Annotated in this window: 20 protein-coding genes; 3 read left to right on the plus strand and 17 right to left on the minus strand. The window is 58.9% G+C overall.

Annotation, left to right across the window (positions count from 1 at the left end; genetic code table 11):
* Window positions 1-20 precede the first annotated feature (20 nt).
* Window positions 21-728 (plus strand): SIR2 family NAD-dependent protein deacylase, encoded by a 708-nt coding sequence (locus F8A88_RS07245; protein ID WP_241667383.1) that lies wholly within the window; start codon window positions 21-23, stop codon window positions 726-728.
* Window positions 729-786: 58 nt separating this feature from the next.
* Here F8A88_RS07245 and F8A88_RS07250 read toward each other — a convergent pair whose 3' ends face one another.
* The 14 genes from F8A88_RS07250 to rpmH all read right to left on the minus strand — a co-directional run bounded on the left by F8A88_RS07250 (window position 787) and on the right by rpmH (window position 11,467).
* Window positions 787-1,341: a DJ-1 family glyoxalase III gene (locus tag F8A88_RS07250; protein WP_151150466.1), complete on the minus strand. Its 555-nt coding sequence runs from the start codon at window positions 1,339-1,341 to the stop codon at window positions 787-789.
* Window positions 1,338-1,919: a DUF1847 domain-containing protein gene (locus tag F8A88_RS07255; RefSeq protein WP_151150467.1), complete on the minus strand. Its 582-nt coding sequence runs from the start codon at window positions 1,917-1,919 to the stop codon at window positions 1,338-1,340. The genes F8A88_RS07250 and F8A88_RS07255 overlap by 4 nt, the downstream gene beginning before the upstream one ends.
* A 392-nt stretch (window positions 1,920-2,311) precedes the next feature.
* Window positions 2,312-2,593, minus strand: a complete 282-nt coding sequence (locus F8A88_RS07260; RefSeq protein ID WP_151150468.1) for a peptidylprolyl isomerase — start codon at window positions 2,591-2,593, stop codon at window positions 2,312-2,314.
* 242 nt (window positions 2,594-2,835) lie between these two features.
* Window positions 2,836-3,948 (minus strand): linear amide C-N hydrolase, encoded by a 1,113-nt coding sequence (locus F8A88_RS07265; protein ID WP_151150469.1) that lies wholly within the window; start codon window positions 3,946-3,948, stop codon window positions 2,836-2,838.
* Between the two features lie 69 nt (window positions 3,949-4,017).
* A complete protein-coding gene (locus tag F8A88_RS07270) occupies window positions 4,018-4,602 on the minus strand; it encodes an LOG family protein (protein ID WP_151150672.1) in 585 nt (194 codons plus the stop codon).
* A 2-nt stretch (window positions 4,603-4,604) separates the two neighbouring features.
* Window positions 4,605-5,672, minus strand: coding sequence for a threonine aldolase family protein (locus tag F8A88_RS07275; RefSeq protein ID WP_151150470.1), 1,068 nt, complete (start codon window positions 5,670-5,672; stop codon window positions 4,605-4,607).
* A gap of 41 nt (window positions 5,673-5,713) precedes the next feature.
* Window positions 5,714-6,160 (minus strand): pyridoxamine 5'-phosphate oxidase family protein, encoded by a 447-nt coding sequence (locus F8A88_RS07280; RefSeq protein ID WP_151150471.1) that lies wholly within the window; start codon window positions 6,158-6,160, stop codon window positions 5,714-5,716.
* 145 nt (window positions 6,161-6,305) lie between these two features.
* Window positions 6,306-6,566: a hypothetical protein gene (locus F8A88_RS07285; RefSeq protein WP_151150472.1), complete on the minus strand. Its 261-nt coding sequence runs from the start codon at window positions 6,564-6,566 to the stop codon at window positions 6,306-6,308.
* A 2-nt stretch (window positions 6,567-6,568) separates the two neighbouring features.
* Window positions 6,569-7,960 (minus strand): tRNA uridine-5-carboxymethylaminomethyl(34) synthesis GTPase MnmE, encoded by a 1,392-nt coding sequence (gene mnmE, locus F8A88_RS07290; RefSeq protein WP_151150473.1) that lies wholly within the window; start codon window positions 7,958-7,960, stop codon window positions 6,569-6,571.
* A gap of 92 nt (window positions 7,961-8,052) precedes the next feature.
* Entirely contained in the window at window positions 8,053-9,030 is a 978-nt protein-coding gene (jag, locus tag F8A88_RS07295) for an RNA-binding cell elongation regulator Jag/EloR (RefSeq protein WP_151150474.1), read from the minus strand.
* Between the two features lie 40 nt (window positions 9,031-9,070).
* On the minus strand, window positions 9,071-10,711 hold the full coding sequence (gene yidC, locus F8A88_RS07300; protein WP_151150475.1) for a membrane protein insertase YidC: 1,641 nt from the start codon (window positions 10,709-10,711) through the stop codon (window positions 9,071-9,073).
* The gene (gene yidD, locus F8A88_RS07305) at window positions 10,711-10,962 is read right to left on the minus strand and encodes a membrane protein insertion efficiency factor YidD (protein WP_421958094.1); all 252 of its coding nucleotides are present in this window, start codon (window positions 10,960-10,962) and stop codon (window positions 10,711-10,713) included. The genes yidC and yidD overlap by 1 nt, the downstream gene beginning before the upstream one ends.
* Complete coding sequence (rnpA, locus tag F8A88_RS07310; protein ID WP_151150476.1) at window positions 10,959-11,345, minus strand: ribonuclease P protein component; 387 nt, start codon at window positions 11,343-11,345, stop codon at window positions 10,959-10,961. The genes yidD and rnpA overlap by 4 nt, the downstream gene beginning before the upstream one ends.
* A complete protein-coding gene (rpmH, locus tag F8A88_RS07315) occupies window positions 11,333-11,467 on the minus strand; it encodes a 50S ribosomal protein L34 (protein ID WP_151150477.1) in 135 nt (44 codons plus the stop codon). Before rpmH ends, rnpA begins: the two co-directional genes overlap by 13 nt.
* 293 nt (window positions 11,468-11,760) lie before the next feature.
* On the opposite strand from rpmH, the gene F8A88_RS07320 reads away from it, so the two are divergent.
* A complete protein-coding gene (locus tag F8A88_RS07320) occupies window positions 11,761-12,414 on the plus strand; it encodes a lactate utilization protein (protein WP_151150478.1) in 654 nt (217 codons plus the stop codon).
* 2 nt (window positions 12,415-12,416) lie between these two features.
* A complete protein-coding gene (locus F8A88_RS07325; RefSeq protein WP_151150479.1) occupies window positions 12,417-13,157 on the plus strand; it encodes a UPF0280 family protein in 741 nt (246 codons plus the stop codon).
* Here the strand turns inward: F8A88_RS07325 and F8A88_RS07330 are convergent.
* From F8A88_RS07330 to F8A88_RS07340, 3 genes are all read right to left on the minus strand, one after another.
* Window positions 13,154-13,819, minus strand: coding sequence for a cyclic nucleotide-binding domain-containing protein (locus F8A88_RS07330; RefSeq protein ID WP_151150480.1), 666 nt, complete (start codon window positions 13,817-13,819; stop codon window positions 13,154-13,156). The genes F8A88_RS07325 and F8A88_RS07330 overlap by 4 nt on opposite strands.
* Window positions 13,820-13,881: 62 nt before the next feature.
* Window positions 13,882-14,178: an MTH1187 family thiamine-binding protein gene (locus F8A88_RS07335; protein WP_151150481.1), complete on the minus strand. Its 297-nt coding sequence runs from the start codon at window positions 14,176-14,178 to the stop codon at window positions 13,882-13,884.
* A gap of 173 nt (window positions 14,179-14,351) precedes the next feature.
* Complete coding sequence (locus F8A88_RS07340; protein WP_151150482.1) at window positions 14,352-15,143, minus strand: YkgJ family cysteine cluster protein; 792 nt, start codon at window positions 15,141-15,143, stop codon at window positions 14,352-14,354.
* Between the last annotated feature and the right edge of the window lie 366 nt (window positions 15,144-15,509).

A 15,509-nucleotide genomic window follows, 5' to 3' on the forward strand; every position in this document is an offset into this window, starting at 1 on the left:
CAGAAAATTTGATAGCGAAAATGGAGACGGTCAAGGCGCTGCTTTCGGGCGCGCGCCATGTGGCCGTGCTGACCGGAGCGGGAATTTCTTCGGAAAGCGGCATCCCCACGTTTCGTGGCAACGGCGGCATGTGGCAGGGAGAGCAGGCCGAGGAACTGGCCCGGCCCGAGACCTTTGCCCGCGAGCCGGAGCGGGTCTGGGAATTCTACAACTGGCGGCGGGCGACCGTGGCCGGGTGCGAGCCCAACCCCGCGCACCGTGCGCTGGCCGAACTGGAACGGCGCGTGCCGGAAATGATGGTGCTCACCCAGAACGTGGACGGCCTGCACCAACAGGCCGGGAGCCGGAACGTCATTGAAATGCACGGCAGCCTGTGGCGGCTGCACTGCACGCAGTGCACATATTTCGAGGAAAACCGCGAATCCCTGCCGCCCTTGCCGGAATGCCCGCGCTGCGGCAATTTGTTGCGGCCCGGCGTGGTCTGGTTCGGTGAGGCATTGCCGCGCGGCGTGTTGTCCGCTGCGCTGGATTCCGTTTCCCGCGCAGACATCCTGTTGGTGGTGGGTACGTCCAGCCTTGTGCAGCCTGCGGCCTCGTTCGCGCACATTGCCAAGCGCGCCGGCGCGGTGTGTGTGGAGGTCAACCTTGAAGCAACGCCCAACACCGGTTTCATGGATTTTGCCCTGCACGGCAAGGCCGGGGAGATTCTGCCCGCGCTGGTGGAGTGAATACGATACAAGAAAGGCCCGCCGGAAGCGGGCCTCTTCATGCAAATACCGATACAATCTAATCCACAAGCATTGCTTCCCGAAGCTGTTTTGCCGCGTCTTCGCCCATGAGCCGTTCCGCGAGTGCCAAGGCAAAGGCCATGGCCGTTCCCGGTCCGGAACCCGTGATGACCGTGCCATCCTCGGTCACGGGCTGTCCGGTGTGTGCGCCGGGTGCAAGCCGGTCCGCAAAACTCGGGTAGGCACTGGCCTTTTTTCCTTCCAGCAATCCTTTTTCGTGCAGGACCACGGCCGGGGCCGCGCAGATGGCTCCGGTCAGCCTGTTGTTTTCGTCCTGTTCGCGCAAGAGTTCTACGAGCCGGGCGGATTCGGCAAGGTTGGCCGCGCCGGGCATGCCGCCGGGCAGGGCAATGAGGTCGAACGGTCCGGCGCAGTCGTCCATGAGCGCATCGGCCAGCACGGTCACGTTGTGCGCGCCGGTCACCTGTTTGCCGTTTGCGTTCACTGCCGCGGTGGTCACGTCCGCTCCGGCGCGGCGCAGCACGTCGATGATGGTCAGGGTCTCGATTTCCTCGAAACCCTGTGCAAGGGGAACCAGTACTGTCCTGCTCATGATTTTTTCCTTTGCAGCTTGCGCTTGTAATAGGTGGTGTACAGGGCGGCCGCCGGGTTGTGCCCGAGGACGTGGTCCTTGGCCACGAGGGTGGTCACCGGGGCTTCGGATTCCTGCGTGAACATGGCGTCGTGCCCCACGCACAGGCCCAGCATGATGTTCAGCTCGGTCTTGTCGCGGTTCAGGGTCCGCGCCTGCCCCACGGGGTTGCAGGTTATGCGCTTGCGGCCCGGGGTTTCGGGCGCGGTGCCCACCTCGTGCTTTTCAATGCCGCACAGCTTGCAGCAGACAGAGGATACCGTCAGCCCGGCGTCCACCAAAAGCTGGTGCAGGCTCTTGGCCTCGTCCGCAACGGAAACGCAAAAGGCCAACCCGACTTTTTTGTATCCCATATGTTTGATGAAAGACAGGGTCTGTTCCACCCGCGTGGCGGGCCTGCCGCCGGATGCGGCCTCCGCGGCCTTGAGCATGGCCGAGGCGTTTTCGTCGTTCTGGTACAGCTCCACCATGTGGGGCCGCAGGTTCGAGCAGTTTCGTCCGGTGACGCACTTTCTGTCGTCACAGGTGGCGCATTTCATCTGTATGTCTCCGATATTCGGCCCGGAATCATGGGCCTTGGTTGCTTTCAATCCGTCAAATCCGTTCAGATGCGGCTAGGTGTATAAGCGGGTATGCCGTGGAGCGCAAGGGGATGGCCTGCGGCGGGGAGGGTGTATGTTTTTTCACTTGGCTGAGTTCAGAGTTGCGAAATAAGTGTGGTGTTCGCCTTGATTTGAAGATTTAGGCAAGTCCACTTGCCTGAGGCGGCTTGTATTCGGTGCTAGCGATACCCACGTTGCCACTTGTGGCGGGGCATACTGTAGCTACCAAAAAAAAGGCTCCGAGTTCGTCGGAGCCTTTTTTATCAACATTTATGGAAAGCGCCTTGGCTGAAAACAGCAGGGCCTTTATTGCAACGGTGAAAAGATGTTTAGTCTTCGCGGCTTGTGATTTCCAGCAGGTGGTAGCCGAACTGGGTTTTTACCGGGCCATGAACTTCGCCAACTGCTTCGTTGAACACAACAGTGTCAAATTCCGGGACCATATCGCCGGGGCTGAACTGACCGAGATCGCCGCCACGCTGTCCGGAAGGGCAGGTGGAGTGTTGTTTTGCCAGTTCACCAAAATCTGCGCCGTCTTGAATTTGTTTTTTCAGGTCCAGACAGGTTTGTTCATCACTAACCAAAAGATGGCGGGCAGATGCTTTTGCCATGTGCATGCTCCTGTAAGTTTAAATGTAAAAGTTTTAATAACCATCTAAGTTGAAAATAATATTTACGAATTGGAAGCGGTTTTACAACCCTTTCTTCCTCTCAATCCATTTTTCCACTTCGGGCGCGCGGTAGTCGGTGAAGCTGTCCAGCAGTTCGGGCGAGCTGGTTCCATGGAAGAAACGCAACGCCGCCCTGAAGGGAAAATGCCATAAACGGTTTTTTTCGTTGTGTCGCCAAAAGTTCATCGCAATGAGTCAGTCACGTCCTGGATGCCATTGTCATTGGCTTTGTCCAGCGGCATCATGCGCGGGGCTCTAAGGTCGAAGTTTATCTGTTGCAAGTCCACTTTTCGGACACGACGGTTGCGCATGGTATGGTAATAGAGGGTTTTGTTCTTGGTATCAGTAAGAATCGTATACTGGGTTCCGGACAGCAGGGGGGTCTTGCCCTTTGAACCTTGTGCCCCTTCGGACTGGGTGGCGGGAAGGTTGAAGCTGTCTAGAATTCGGAATGTCTCTTGTATCGTATCCTCTCCACCGCTGGTCTGCCGGGCCGTTTGAAGAAGCAGGACGGCCCGCACAAATCGTGAAATCGAGGTATAGTCACCGGGGAGGCCGATAAGACCGGAACCTCCGGACAGAGGAGTAATGTCCAAGTCTCCCCACTTGGTGTCGGGGAAGGGGGCGCTGCTGAGTTTGCCATAGTTTCGCAGGTTGGTCAGGTGCCAGTCGTAGGTAGGATTGTTGGTGATGACATTCGCTGTTTTTTCGATGTAGGTTGCATTGCCTTTTTGGAACTCGATAACAATGCTGTTACCTTTCGGGTCGACGATCATGCCGTGCAGGGGAAAGGGGGCTTTGAGTGTCGGGTCCACTACCGGGACAACCTTCACGGCATCCACCTTGTCCTTCACTTCATCAATATTGGTGCAGCTGGAGAGAATGTAGGCGAGCAAGTCGCTGGGCGCGATGGATTTGTCTGCCAAGGCCGGATTATATTTGGCATACTCCGCAAAACCCTTGTGATAGAACATGCCCCCGGCCAGTCCGGCATCGTTCATGCCTGTGTTGATGACGCGGTCCATAAGCAGAACCCCGGCAAAGCCATGCTCGGATTTCCAGGATTTTCCACCACTGCCGTCTGACATGATGGCTTGGAATTCCGTCCCGTGAGGGTAGATCGCTATTTGGGGCTTGAGATCGAATTTGCCCCACTCTTGGGTGCGGCCAAAGACAACAGTACCATCCTTTCCCTTCAGCAGGATACCGGTACATGCCAAAGCCGTGTTCCAGCCGGTCAATGTGATCAGGCAAAAAAGAATGAGCGTGAGCCGTGTTCCGTTCGTCCAGCGCATGAAGCCTCCTCGGTTTACCAGTAACCGTACAGGCTCCCCAAAAATATGACAACCGGATGTTGTTACCTGCTACAACCCTTTCTTTTTTTCGATCCACTTCTCTACCTGCGGCGGAGTGTAGGTGAGGAATTGGTCAAGCAGTTCGGCCGGGCTGTGCGAGGCCAGCACCATGTTGCGGTGTTCCTGCACCAGAAAGCCCTGCTGCACCACGTTGTCCAGAAACGCGGTCAGTTGTTCGTAGTAGCCGTTCACGTTGAGCAGGCCGCAGGGCTTGGCGTGGTAGCCCAGCTGGTTCCATGTCAGCACCTCGAAGAATTCCTCGAAGGTGCCGATGCCGCCGGGCAGGGCGATGAACGCGTCCGAGAGTTTGGCCATGAGCGCCTTGCGTTCGTGCATGGAGTCCACAACGTGCAGTTTGGTCAGTCCCTTGTGGAAGATTTCCTTGGCGCGCAGTTTTTCGGGAATCACGCCGACGACCTCGCCGCCCGCGGCAAGGGCGGCGTCCGCCACCCGGCCCATGAGGCCCACGCTGGAGCCGCCGTACACGACGCCCAGCCCGCGCTCGGCAAGGGTGGTTCCCAGTTGCCGGGCGGCTTCGGCATATTCCGGGGAATTGCCCGGATTGGAGCCGCAGAACACGCATACCCGTTCGATGATCATTTGACCTGCTCCACGGCTTTTTTGATGTCCGCCACGAATTCGTCCACTTCCGCCTCGGTGGTGGCCCACGAGGTCATCCAGCGCAGGGTGTGGGAGTGTTCGTCCCAGACGTAGAAATAGTATTTTTCCAGCAGAATTTCCGTGGCCTCGGGCGGGATCTGGGCGAATACGCCGTTGCTCTGCACCTCGCCCTTGATGGTCACGTGCTCCAGCTCCCCGGCCTTGTGCGCCAGCCGTTTGGCCATGTCGTTGGCGTGGCGGGCGTTTTGCAGCCACAGGTCGTCCTGCAGGTAGCGCAGCATCTGCGCGCCCACAAAGCGCATCTTGCTCACGAGCTGCATGCCCTGCTTGCGCAGGTATTGGAAGCCCTCGCCGATCTCCGGGTTCAGGAAGACCACGGCCTCGCCCATGAGCAGGCCGTTTTTGGTGCCGCCGAACGAGAGCAGGTCCACGCCCAGCGCGGTGGTCAGGTCGAAGAACGAGCAATCCAGCGCAGCGCAGGCATTGGCCAGCCGTGCGCCGTCCATGTGCACCAGCAGGTCGTGGTCCTTGGCAAAGTGCACCAGCTTCTCGATTTCGTCCGGGGTGTAGAGCGTGCCTTCTTCCGTGGTCTGGGTGATGGAGATGACCTTGGGCTGGCTGGCGTGCACGAATCCCACATGGCCCAGATACGGGGCGATCATGCCCGGCGTGAGCTTGCCGTCCTCGGACGGGATGGTCACCAGCTTGGTGCCGCCAAAGGCCTCGGGCGCGCCGCATTCGTCCATGTGGATGTGGGCCATGGACGAGCAGATCACGGAATTGTAGGTGCGGGTCACGGCGCGCAGACCCAGCACGTTGGCGGCGGTTCCCGTGGTCACGTAATGGATGCGCGCGTCCTGACCGAAGTGCTCCTTGAGCTTGGCGTCGGCCTGTTCGCTGATGGGGTCCTCGCCGTAGGCGCGCATGTAGCCGTGGTTGGCCTCGACCACGGCCTGCATGATGGCCGGGTGCGCGCCGGAATTGTTGTCGCTGGCGAATGAGCGCAGCTTGAAATCGTCTGATGCCGTGGTGTTCGATGTCATGATGTTTTAGCGTTGGGTTGAAGTGAAGGGGAGCGGTTTGCCTATTGCTTGACGCGGGCCGTGGCATCGGTGATGCGCAGGGCGAAGACCGCGGTCTTGGGCACGACCTTGTCCTTGTAGGGCAGTTGTTCGCCCGCGTGCTTCAGGGTGATGGCGTCCAGCCCTTGGATTGTCTTGTCTTCGGGCAGCAGGGCCGGGGTCGCCGTGCCCATGACGCTTTTGAAGCGGTAGCTGAAATCGCAGGCCCCGGGGCCGGTCTTCGGCTCCATGTCCACCACGCAGGAAAAGCCCACGGGCAGGCCTGTGCTCAGGGCGCGGAATTTGCGTCCCCGGCGGCCGGAGTGGATGTATATGGCGTCTTCATTGCGCGCGAAGTTCACGGGCATGGAGCAGGGGCCTTCCTCGTCGTGAAAGGCCAGCCAGAGCACCTCGGCCCGGTCCAGTATGTCGTTGATCACGGGTTGCTCCCGTGTCACGTCTTTTCTCATGACGGCTCCTTGTGTATCGGGAATTGCCATACAGGGTGCAAAGGGAAATATTTATGCCTGTGCGCCGCAGAAGGCAAACAGGTTTTTGGGCTCCGGCAAGGGACCGGCAATGGCGGGGCGGATGTGCCGAAGGCCGGCACGGCAGCTAGAAATCCATGAGGTTGAGGGGGTCCAGCTGGGTGGACCTGACGCGGCGGAAAACGATTTCGTCGTGGAACATGCCGTCCTTCATCTCGATCTCCCATTCACCGCCCGAGCCGAAGCTGTTCCACAACTCGTCGCGGATGCCCTGACGCACGAATACGCACACTTCGTCTTCGGTCCGTTTTTCCAGCTCCGTGACGATGGCGGGCACGAGACCGCAGGTGACATGCTTGAGATCAATGACGTTTCTGAGGTCTTCCATGACTATTTCCCGATGCAGAAGTCGTCGAAGATGGCGTTGAGCACTTCGTCCGAGCTGATGGTTCCGGTGATGGCATCCAGTTTGCTGCAGGCGGTTTCCAGCCGCACGCCCAAAAGGTCGTACGGCACGCCCCCGGTTGCGTCCGTTTCCATGGCTTCCAGCTCGGTGCAGGCTTGTTTCAAAGCTGCGGCCTGCCGTGCATTGGGAACCAGTTCGTCCGGGTCGGGCTGTTCCTGACCGGCCAGCAATCGGGCGCGCATGGTTGCGGTGAGCTTGTCCAGATTCTTGCCGGTCTTGGCCGAAACCTTGACCAGCTCGAACATGTAGCGTTTGAAAATCTTCCACGGCTGCGGCTCTGCCGCGATGCAGTCGACCTTGTTCATGACCGCGATGGTCTTGCCCGGGTCCAGCGTCAGGCAGGCGTCAACGTTTTCGTCCGCAATGGTGGCGGAGTTGTCCACCACAAAGAGCACGAGGTCGGCCTGTTCCATGAGTTCGCGGCTGATGGTCATACCTGCCAGCTCCACGGTGTCGTCGCTTTCGCGCATGCCTGCGGTGTCTGCAAGGCGCACGCGCAACCCGTCCAGGTCCAGCGTTTCCTCGATGTAGTCCCGCGTGGTTCCGGGCACGTCCGTGACAATGGCCCGGTCACGGCCCAGCAGGGCGTTCATGAGGCTGGACTTGCCTGCGTTGACCATGCCCGCCAGCACCACCAGCGCGCCTTCGCGCCAGGCCTTGGTGCGCTCCACGGCCGCCAGCAGTTCATTCATGCGTGCGCGGACCTGCGAACTTTGCGTGACCAGTTGTTCCGGGGAGAGGCATTCCAGCTCCTCCTCCGGGAAATCCACGGCAATGCAGAGCTGGCTGCGCAGGCCTTCCAGCTGGGTGCGCAGTTCGGCGATGGTCGCCCCCAGCAGGCCGGAGTGTTTGATTTGCGCCATGTGCGCTGCCGCGCGGGTGGGCGCATGAATCATTTCCGCCACGGCTTCGGCCTGTGTCAGGTCCATGCGGCCGTTCAAGAAAGCGCGCAGGGTGAATTCGCCCTTTTGGGCGAGGCGCGCGCCCGCGTTCAGGCATTCCTCCAGCACCGAAGCGAGGATGGCCTGCCCGCCGTGGCAGTTGAACTCCACCACGTCTTCGCCGGTAAAAGAGTCCGGGCCGGGCATGTAAGCCGTGAGCACGTCGTCCAGCACATTGCCGTCGGCGTCCTTGAGTTGGCCGTGGTGCAGAGTGTAGGGCTTGAAATCGGAAAATTTGTCGGAAGATGCGTGAAAAAGGCGCTTGGCAATGGCGTGGGAAGCCGCGCCGCTCAGGCGGATGATGCCCACGCCGCCTTGCCCGGAGGGCGTTGCCACTGCTGCGATGGTGTCTTTTCTGTGCGCGGCATGGGTCATGGGTCGCCTCGTGATGTCCGCGTCAGCACGCGGGAATAGGGGGGGCCGGCGGCTTCCCCCACGGAAACCGCCGGCGCAATCGGATAAAACAACTAGTTCCGCTGGTTGCGGCGGTTGTTTTTACGCTTGGGTACGATGAGCACGCGCTTCATGGGACCGTCGCCCTTGGAGCGGGTAAAGACGCCGTCGCTGTCCTGCAGGGCCAGATGCACGACCCGGCGGTGATAGGAGCTCAGGGGCTTGGTGCTCTGGGTGCGGCCGTTGCGGCTCGCCTTGTCCGCGAGGTGCTGGGCGATCTGCCTGAGCTTCTCGTCCTGACGCTCGCGGTATTCGCCGGTGTCGATCTGGATGCGCACGGAGGTTTCCATGCGGCGCGACACAAGGCGGTTGGTCAGATATTGCAGGGAAGACAGGGTCTGGCCTTCGCGGCCGATGATCAGCCCACTGTTTTCCTCGTCGTCGATGAAGACCTTGATGCGGTCCGGATCAAAGGTGACGTCCAGCTTGGTCTCGCCCACGATGGGGAAGAGCAGCTTGCCGGTCACTTCACGGACAATGGCTTCCAATTCGGCCTTGTCCATGTCCGCGAACTCGTCCACCACCTCTTTGGGCTCCGGAGCCGGTTGAGGCGCGCGTTCCGGGGCCGGAGCCTCGGCCTGCGGTGCGGCTTGTTCGCGCGCAGGCTCGGCCTTGGGTTCCGGCTTCGGTGCTCTGGGCTTTTGCTCACGCTTGGGCGCGGCCTTTTTCTTTTCCTTTTTGGGCTCGTCCTTGCGTTCGTCTTTGCCCTCGTCCTTGCGCGGTGCTTTGGCGGGCTTTTCTTCCTGCCTGGGAGCGTCCTTTTTGGCGGCAGCCTTCTTGCGGTTGCCGTTGAGCAGGTCTCCTGCATCCATGGTCACACGGGGGCGGGCCTTGATCTCGGCCTTTTTCACACCCATGAGACCGAATATGCCCGTGGAACCGCCTTTGACGATTTCTATTTCCAGTTTGTCGCGCTTCAGAGCAAAGTGCTCGCAAGCGGTTTCGATGGCTTCATCCAGGGTTTTTCCCTGGAAATCCTTGAATTCACTCATATGTGATTCCTTGATCCTTTCGAGGGGGCCTGCCTCTTGGTTACGCAGCGTTGTTTTGGGCCTCTTTTTTCTTGTTCTTCGCGATCATGAGCCACTGCTGGCCGATGGACAGCAGGTTGTTGAGCAGCCAGTAAACCACCAATCCGGACGGGAAGTTCAGGAAGATGAATGTGAACACCAGGGGCATGAACATCATGATCTTCTTCTGGGTCGGGTCACCGGCCGTGGGGGTCATGAGTTGTTGCAGGAACATGGTCGCACCCATGATCAGGGGCGTGACATAGTAGGGGTCTTTGGCGGAAAGGTCTGCCAGCCATACGATCTTGGTGAAGGGCACGAATTCGATGAACGGTGCGTGCCGCAGTTCGATGGCGCCGAGCAGGGCCTTGTACAGGCCGAAGAAGACCGGAATCTGGAGCAGCATGGGCATGCAGCCGCCAGCAGGGTTGACCTTGTAGGTCTTGTACAGCGCCATGGTTTCCTGCTGCAGGCGCTGCTTGTCGTCTCCGTACTTATCCCTGAGTTTGGTGATCATGGGCTGCAGCTTTTTCATGCGTTCCATGGATTCGTAACTTTTCTGGGAAAGCGGCCAGAACACGATCTTGATCATGATGGTCAGGATGATGATGGCGATGCCGTAGTTGTGCACGTACTGGTACAGGTAGTCGAGCACCACGAGCAGCGGTTTGGCCAGTACGTCGAACCAGCCGAAGTCCACGGTGCGTTCCAGCTCGTTGGGCATGGTCGCCAGCATGCCGCGGTCGCAGGGGCCGACATAGTAGGATGCCTTCATGGTCTTGGCCACGTTGGGCAGCAGGGTGGCGGGCTCTTCCACGGCCATGCGGAAAATGTCGTCCTGCACGCCGGAGTACATGATGGCATTTTGTCCATCCGGAATAATGGAGAAAAGGAAGTAGTTGGACTGGATGGCGGTCCACTTGAGCAAGTTTCCGGCGGTCACGCCCTGTTCCTTGAGGTCATCGCGGTCCGTTTCCTCGTCGCGGCCCGAGTCGTTGAGCCAGGAAATGCGGGTCGGGTTGTAACGGTCGTCCTTGGCCGTCATGGACTGGGCGGCAGCGGTAAAGGATACCGAAGCTTCGAATCCGGTGGCGCTCATGTTGGTGACGGTCAGGTCTTCCTCGATGAGGTAGGTCTTGGCGTCAAAGGTCAGGCGGCGCTCAAGGCGGTAGTCTCCGGCCTGGCCGGTGAACACCAGCGCCTGCTTGCCTTCCTCGAGATTCAGGTCCGTGCCGGAAAAAGCCCATTTGCCGCCGAGCCAGGTGTGCAGTTCCTGTCCCTTTCGGGTCAGGATAACGCCCATGGGGCCCTTGGCAACGGCCTTGGCACCGACAAGGTCCACATCCGGGGAATCGGCGTCAATGGTCTGTTTGTATTTCTTGAGCACAAAGGATTCGAGGATGCCGCCGTCAGTGTTGAAAATTGCGGTATACAGCGGGGTTTCCACCGTGACCTTGCGGCCTTCGGTGGGCTTGAAATCCTGCGGGCTGGGTGCAGGTGTTGCCGGAGCCGCCTCGGACATGGAGGCTGCCTTGTGCGTTTTCGCGGTCTGATTGGCCTGCTCGGGCTGTTGCGCGGGCGGCGGCGGGGCAAAGAAGAACTGCCACGCGAAGACCACGAGCATGCTCAGGGAAACGGCAAGAATAAGGCGTTTGTTGTCCATCAGTTTGTCTCACTTTTGGGTTTGGGGCATGGCCAGATGGAGGGGACGGGGTCATAGCCCCCCTTGCATAAAGGCTGGCAGCGGACAAGGCGCAAGAACGTCAGCACGAAACCCTTGAGGGCACCGTGAGTGGAGAATGCCTCCAGGGCATATTCAGAGCACGAGGGAGTGAACCGGCAGCAACCGGGTTTCAATGGAGAGATGCAATACTGGTAAAAGCGAATGAGCGCCATACAAATGAAGCGCATCATTTCCTCTCATTGGAGTTCTTGCAGGCTGCTTCCCGAACACGGAAAAGCAGTGGGGCGAACTCCTCTTCTGCGAGGGTGATATCCAGCTGCCCGGGATCAAGCCTGCGTTTGGGCACTATGACGAGGTCCAGCGGCAGGTCGATTTCATGTTGATGCAGTCTGAAAAACTCGCGCACTACCCGTTTAACGCGATTGCGCACAACTGCCGGGCCCACCTTACGGCTAACCACCAAGCCCAGCCGGATGCCGGGCTCGGTGGTGTCCCTGCGCAGGGCAAAGACTATGAAATACCTGCAATGATGCTTGACGCCACGCTCAAAGCAAGCCGTAAACTGGGGCCGACGAAGCAGTCGGCGTTCCTTTGGCCAGCTTAGACGGCTAATCTCTTGCGTCCTTTGGCGCGACGGCGGGCAATCACCTTCCTGCCGTTTTTGGTGCGGGAACGCACCAGAAAGCCGTGGGTCCTTTTCCTGCGAGTCTTGCTGGGCTGATATGTTCTTTTCATATCTGATCTCCTGAGAGTAGAATTGTCGTTGTTGGCAACGTCGAACGGAAGCATATAGCGGGAAGTACGGTGTCCGTCAAGGGCCAGCCCGATGCTTTTCGCGATTGCCGCCTGTTGTCGGCTTTTCGCCGACGGGGGATTCTGATATATGAACTTTTGATGAAATGCGAGTGAAAAAACGGGAGTTTTTTTGCCCTGACCGCGAGCGGCCCATGCCCGTATGCCGGAAGTGGCGCCCGCCAGCCAAACGATCATTATTAATTCGGCGTTTTTTTTTCGCCGGGGAGTTTGTCATGAGCGATGCCGTTGCACATTACTGGGAATTGCGCCTGCAAGATGTTGCCCAGGCTCTGGAAGACAACAATTTTACGACTTCCGTCGTCAAGGACGGGGCAGGAGCGCGCCGTGTGGTGCTGGAGGAGATAGTGCCCTCCGTGGCTCCGAAATCCGTTTCCTGGGGCGGTTCCCTGACCGTGGTCGGTTCGGGCGTGTATGAGGCGCTCAAGGACAATCCGGATTTCGAGGTCATCGATACCTACGACAAGAGCCTTGCCCCGGACGCCATGGTGGAACGCAGGCGGCAGGCCTTGCTGTGCGATTTGTTCATCACCGGAACCAACGCCGTGACCGAGGACGGCTGGCTGGTGAACCTGGATATGATCGGGAACCGGGTCGGCGCCATCAATTTCGGGCCGCGCAATGTGGTCATCATTGTGGGGCGCAACAAGATCGTGCCCGGCCTAGAACAGGCCATTGATCGCATCAAGGATTACGTGGCCCCGGTCAACGCCATGCGCCTGAACAAGAAGACGCCGTGCAGCAAGACCGGCGTGTGTCACGACTGTAGCAGCCCGGACCGCATCTGCAACGTGTGGACCGTGACCGAGAAGTCCTTTCCCAAGGGGCGCATTCACGTGATTCTGGTCAACGAGGACATGGGCTTTTAATCATGGCGCATGATGCGGTCGGCCGCACGTACCGGGAGACGGTCCGACCTGCCGCCGGTGAGGTGAGTTTTCAGGTCGTTGTGGAGGAATCCGACCTTTTCGTGTTGGCTCCGGCAGACCTGAGCCGCGAGGCCGTGGACGTGGTGCGCGAACTGCGCGGCCAGATCAAGAACCACATGCTGCTGCATCCCGGTTTCGGCGAGAGTCTTGTGCCGGTTTCCGTTTCCGATTCTGGCCCCGAGGTCGTGCGCCGCATGGCGCGGGCCGGGGAGCTGTGCGGTGTCGGTCCCATGGCCGCGGTGGCCGGGACCGTGGCCCAGATGGTGGCCGAAGCCCTGCACAAAGGGCGCGGGGACGTGGTGGTGGAAAACGGCGGCGATGTTTTTTTGCATTCATCCCGCGAGCGGGTGGTGGCCCTGCTGCCCGACCCGAAGGGCGGCTCCCGCGTGGGCATCCGCATTGCTCCGGACAGGTTCCCGCTGGCCGTGTGTTCGTCGTCCGGCAGGATCGGGCATTCCCTGAGCCTCGGATGCGGGGATCTGGTGACCGTGCTTTCCAAAGACGCTGCCTTTGCCGATGCCGCGGCAACGGCCCTGTGCAATCTGCTACGGGACGGTGACGATGTGCAGCGTGTTCTGGACCGTGCGCAGGAACTGGTCCCGGCCGGGTTGGAAGGCGTGTTTGCCCAGTGCGGTCAATCTGTGGCCGCGTGGGGCGATTTGGAGCTGGTGGCCGTGGGTTAGTCCTGCCTGGTGCTTTTTTTGATGACCTGATTGAGCAGGTCCACGTGGTTGATGTGGATCATGAGCTTGCCCTTGTCGTTTTTTGCCAGGGACAAAAAACCCTGCGATGCCATGTTGGCGATGTAGCCTTCCACTTTTTCCCTCGGGGCCACCAGCGTTTCCATGAGCGTGCGCACCGCGTGGCCGTGCTCGAGGTCCATGCATCCGTTGGCAGCGAACAGGTCCAGCGTGCGCACGATGCCCATGGGTACGCTGGGGACGCGCATGGCTTTTTTGGTCGTGGTCTTCAGACGGCTGACCAGCACCGTGAGGATGGACGAGATGACCTGCGGTGCGGTGCGCATGTAGTCGTCAAGATCGTCGCGGGTAACCACGATGACTTCGGAGTCCTCAAGGGCCGTGGCTGTAGCGGTTCTGGTCTGGTCGTCCAGAAAAAGCGCCATTTCACCGAAAATGGAAATGGGGTTGATGATGGCGAAGACCTTTTTGCGTTCGTCCACGGTGCCGGATATTTCGATTTTGCCGCGTATGAGAATGTAGGCAGCGTCGCCCCGTGATCCCTGATGGAAGACCACGTTGTGCTTGAGCATGGTGCGGGAAAGGAAGTTGCCTTGCGAAACCCGCTTCAGAGGCATTGTGGGCTGTTGTCCGAGCAGGGGCATGCGTGTCTCCGTGCTGTTTGCAGTACAGGCGTGGCAATGATTCTGGTCATTGCATACACGAATTATCCGATTTTGTCCTTTACGCTTTGAACCTTGGCCGTCAAACCGTTTGCGCGGCCTTTGCGCCAGTCGGCCTTCATGGACATGTATACGCGTTCGCTGGATTCCTGCATTGCGGCGAGGCAGCTCCCGGCCACGGCTGAAACGTCGTCCCACGTGCCTTCGATGCAGGTGCCCATGGGGCCGAATTCGTGGGCCAATCCGGATTCGCGGATGATTTTTACGGCTCTGGCCACATGCGGACTGACGCTCTCGCCCTTGTCCATGGGGAATATGGAAAGTTCCAGAATTACACTCATAGTATGCTCCTTTGCGATAAAAACGCTGATCCTTATTGACATGATGGGGCTGTTTGGCTAGAAACAGCGGACCTTTTTGACAAATAAGCACGATTGCCGCATCCACGAGGTGACGTAGGGAGTGGCATTTCATACGAGGAGCGGGGAAGGATTTGCGGCCTTCCCCTCTTTTTTTATTCCTTGCTGCAATAGCACATGGACGCATAGTCCAGAAAACGTCCCATCATGTTTTCTGCCGGAAGCTCCGGCAGTTCAGTATCTTTCAGCTCCTCTTCCATGGCCAACGAAAGGATGATCGGCACCACCCGGCTCTTTCTGGCGCCCGCCCCCGTGAAACCGGCCAGTGCGCCGCCAAGGTCCACGGGCTGGTGGATTTCGGCGACCTCGACGCCGGGAGTGAAGACGTTGCGACAGTTCTTCGGTGATCCTGTCACCGAGTACTGGCGGCATGTAATGGGGCGCTGCGGATGGATGGAGCATGAATCGTCCACCAGAAACGGGCAGGAAATGTCCAGTTCCCAGTATTTTCTCTGCATTTCCCTATAGCCGGGCGTGTCGTGGACGCGGGTGCGGAAGAAATCCATCATGTATTCCAACAGCCCTGCCGAGCGGAGCTTGTCCAGTCCCGATTCGAACCCGGCCATGACCTGCTGCCGCAGGGCGCCTTTCAGGCTGCGCACCACGCGCGTCAGATGCAGTGCTTCATGGTCGCTGACCGGAACGAGTTGTTTGCAGCAGTGACCGCACCCGGGGCCGCAGGCAAGCGTGAGTCCTTTTGCCTCGTATTCCATGACCGTTCTTCCAAAGGCGATGTCCGCGATGTCAAACAGTGCGGGCAGGATATCGGCTATCTGAACCAGCCCTGCGGGCAGGTCCATCTGGAGCGGCAGGGGCGACAGAGCCCCTCTTTCGAGAACGAAACGTGTTTTTTTGTTTTCCGGGCTTTTCCTGATGGGTGTTTTCATGTATGTAGTAATAACCAAAAGCTATTTGTTTGGGAAGGCTGGCTTGTTCCGACAGGGCGCGCCAGCAGCTGGGTGGCATTGCGAAAAAAGTGACGAAGTGACGTCTGCTGTCGCATGGGCTTGTCACCTTTGAAACTTTTTTGACACCTGCTATTGATTTTGTTTGTAAAGGCGGGTAGTGAGTGGTTAATTAATCTTTCCGAGAGGTTATGACACTTTTGAAAGATTGATATGTGAATAATGACACGATAATATTATTCGTGTCACATGGGTGGCTGGTGCGTTCGGGCAATTGCCCGGTATCTTATGAGTGGATAAACGGCGTATTTACGCCATAAGAGACTCATACTTTTTACGGAGGTGTTC

It is taken from the genome of Pseudodesulfovibrio senegalensis, from assembly GCF_008830225.1.
Taxonomy (GTDB): domain Bacteria; phylum Desulfobacterota; class Desulfovibrionia; order Desulfovibrionales; family Desulfovibrionaceae; genus Pseudodesulfovibrio; species Pseudodesulfovibrio senegalensis.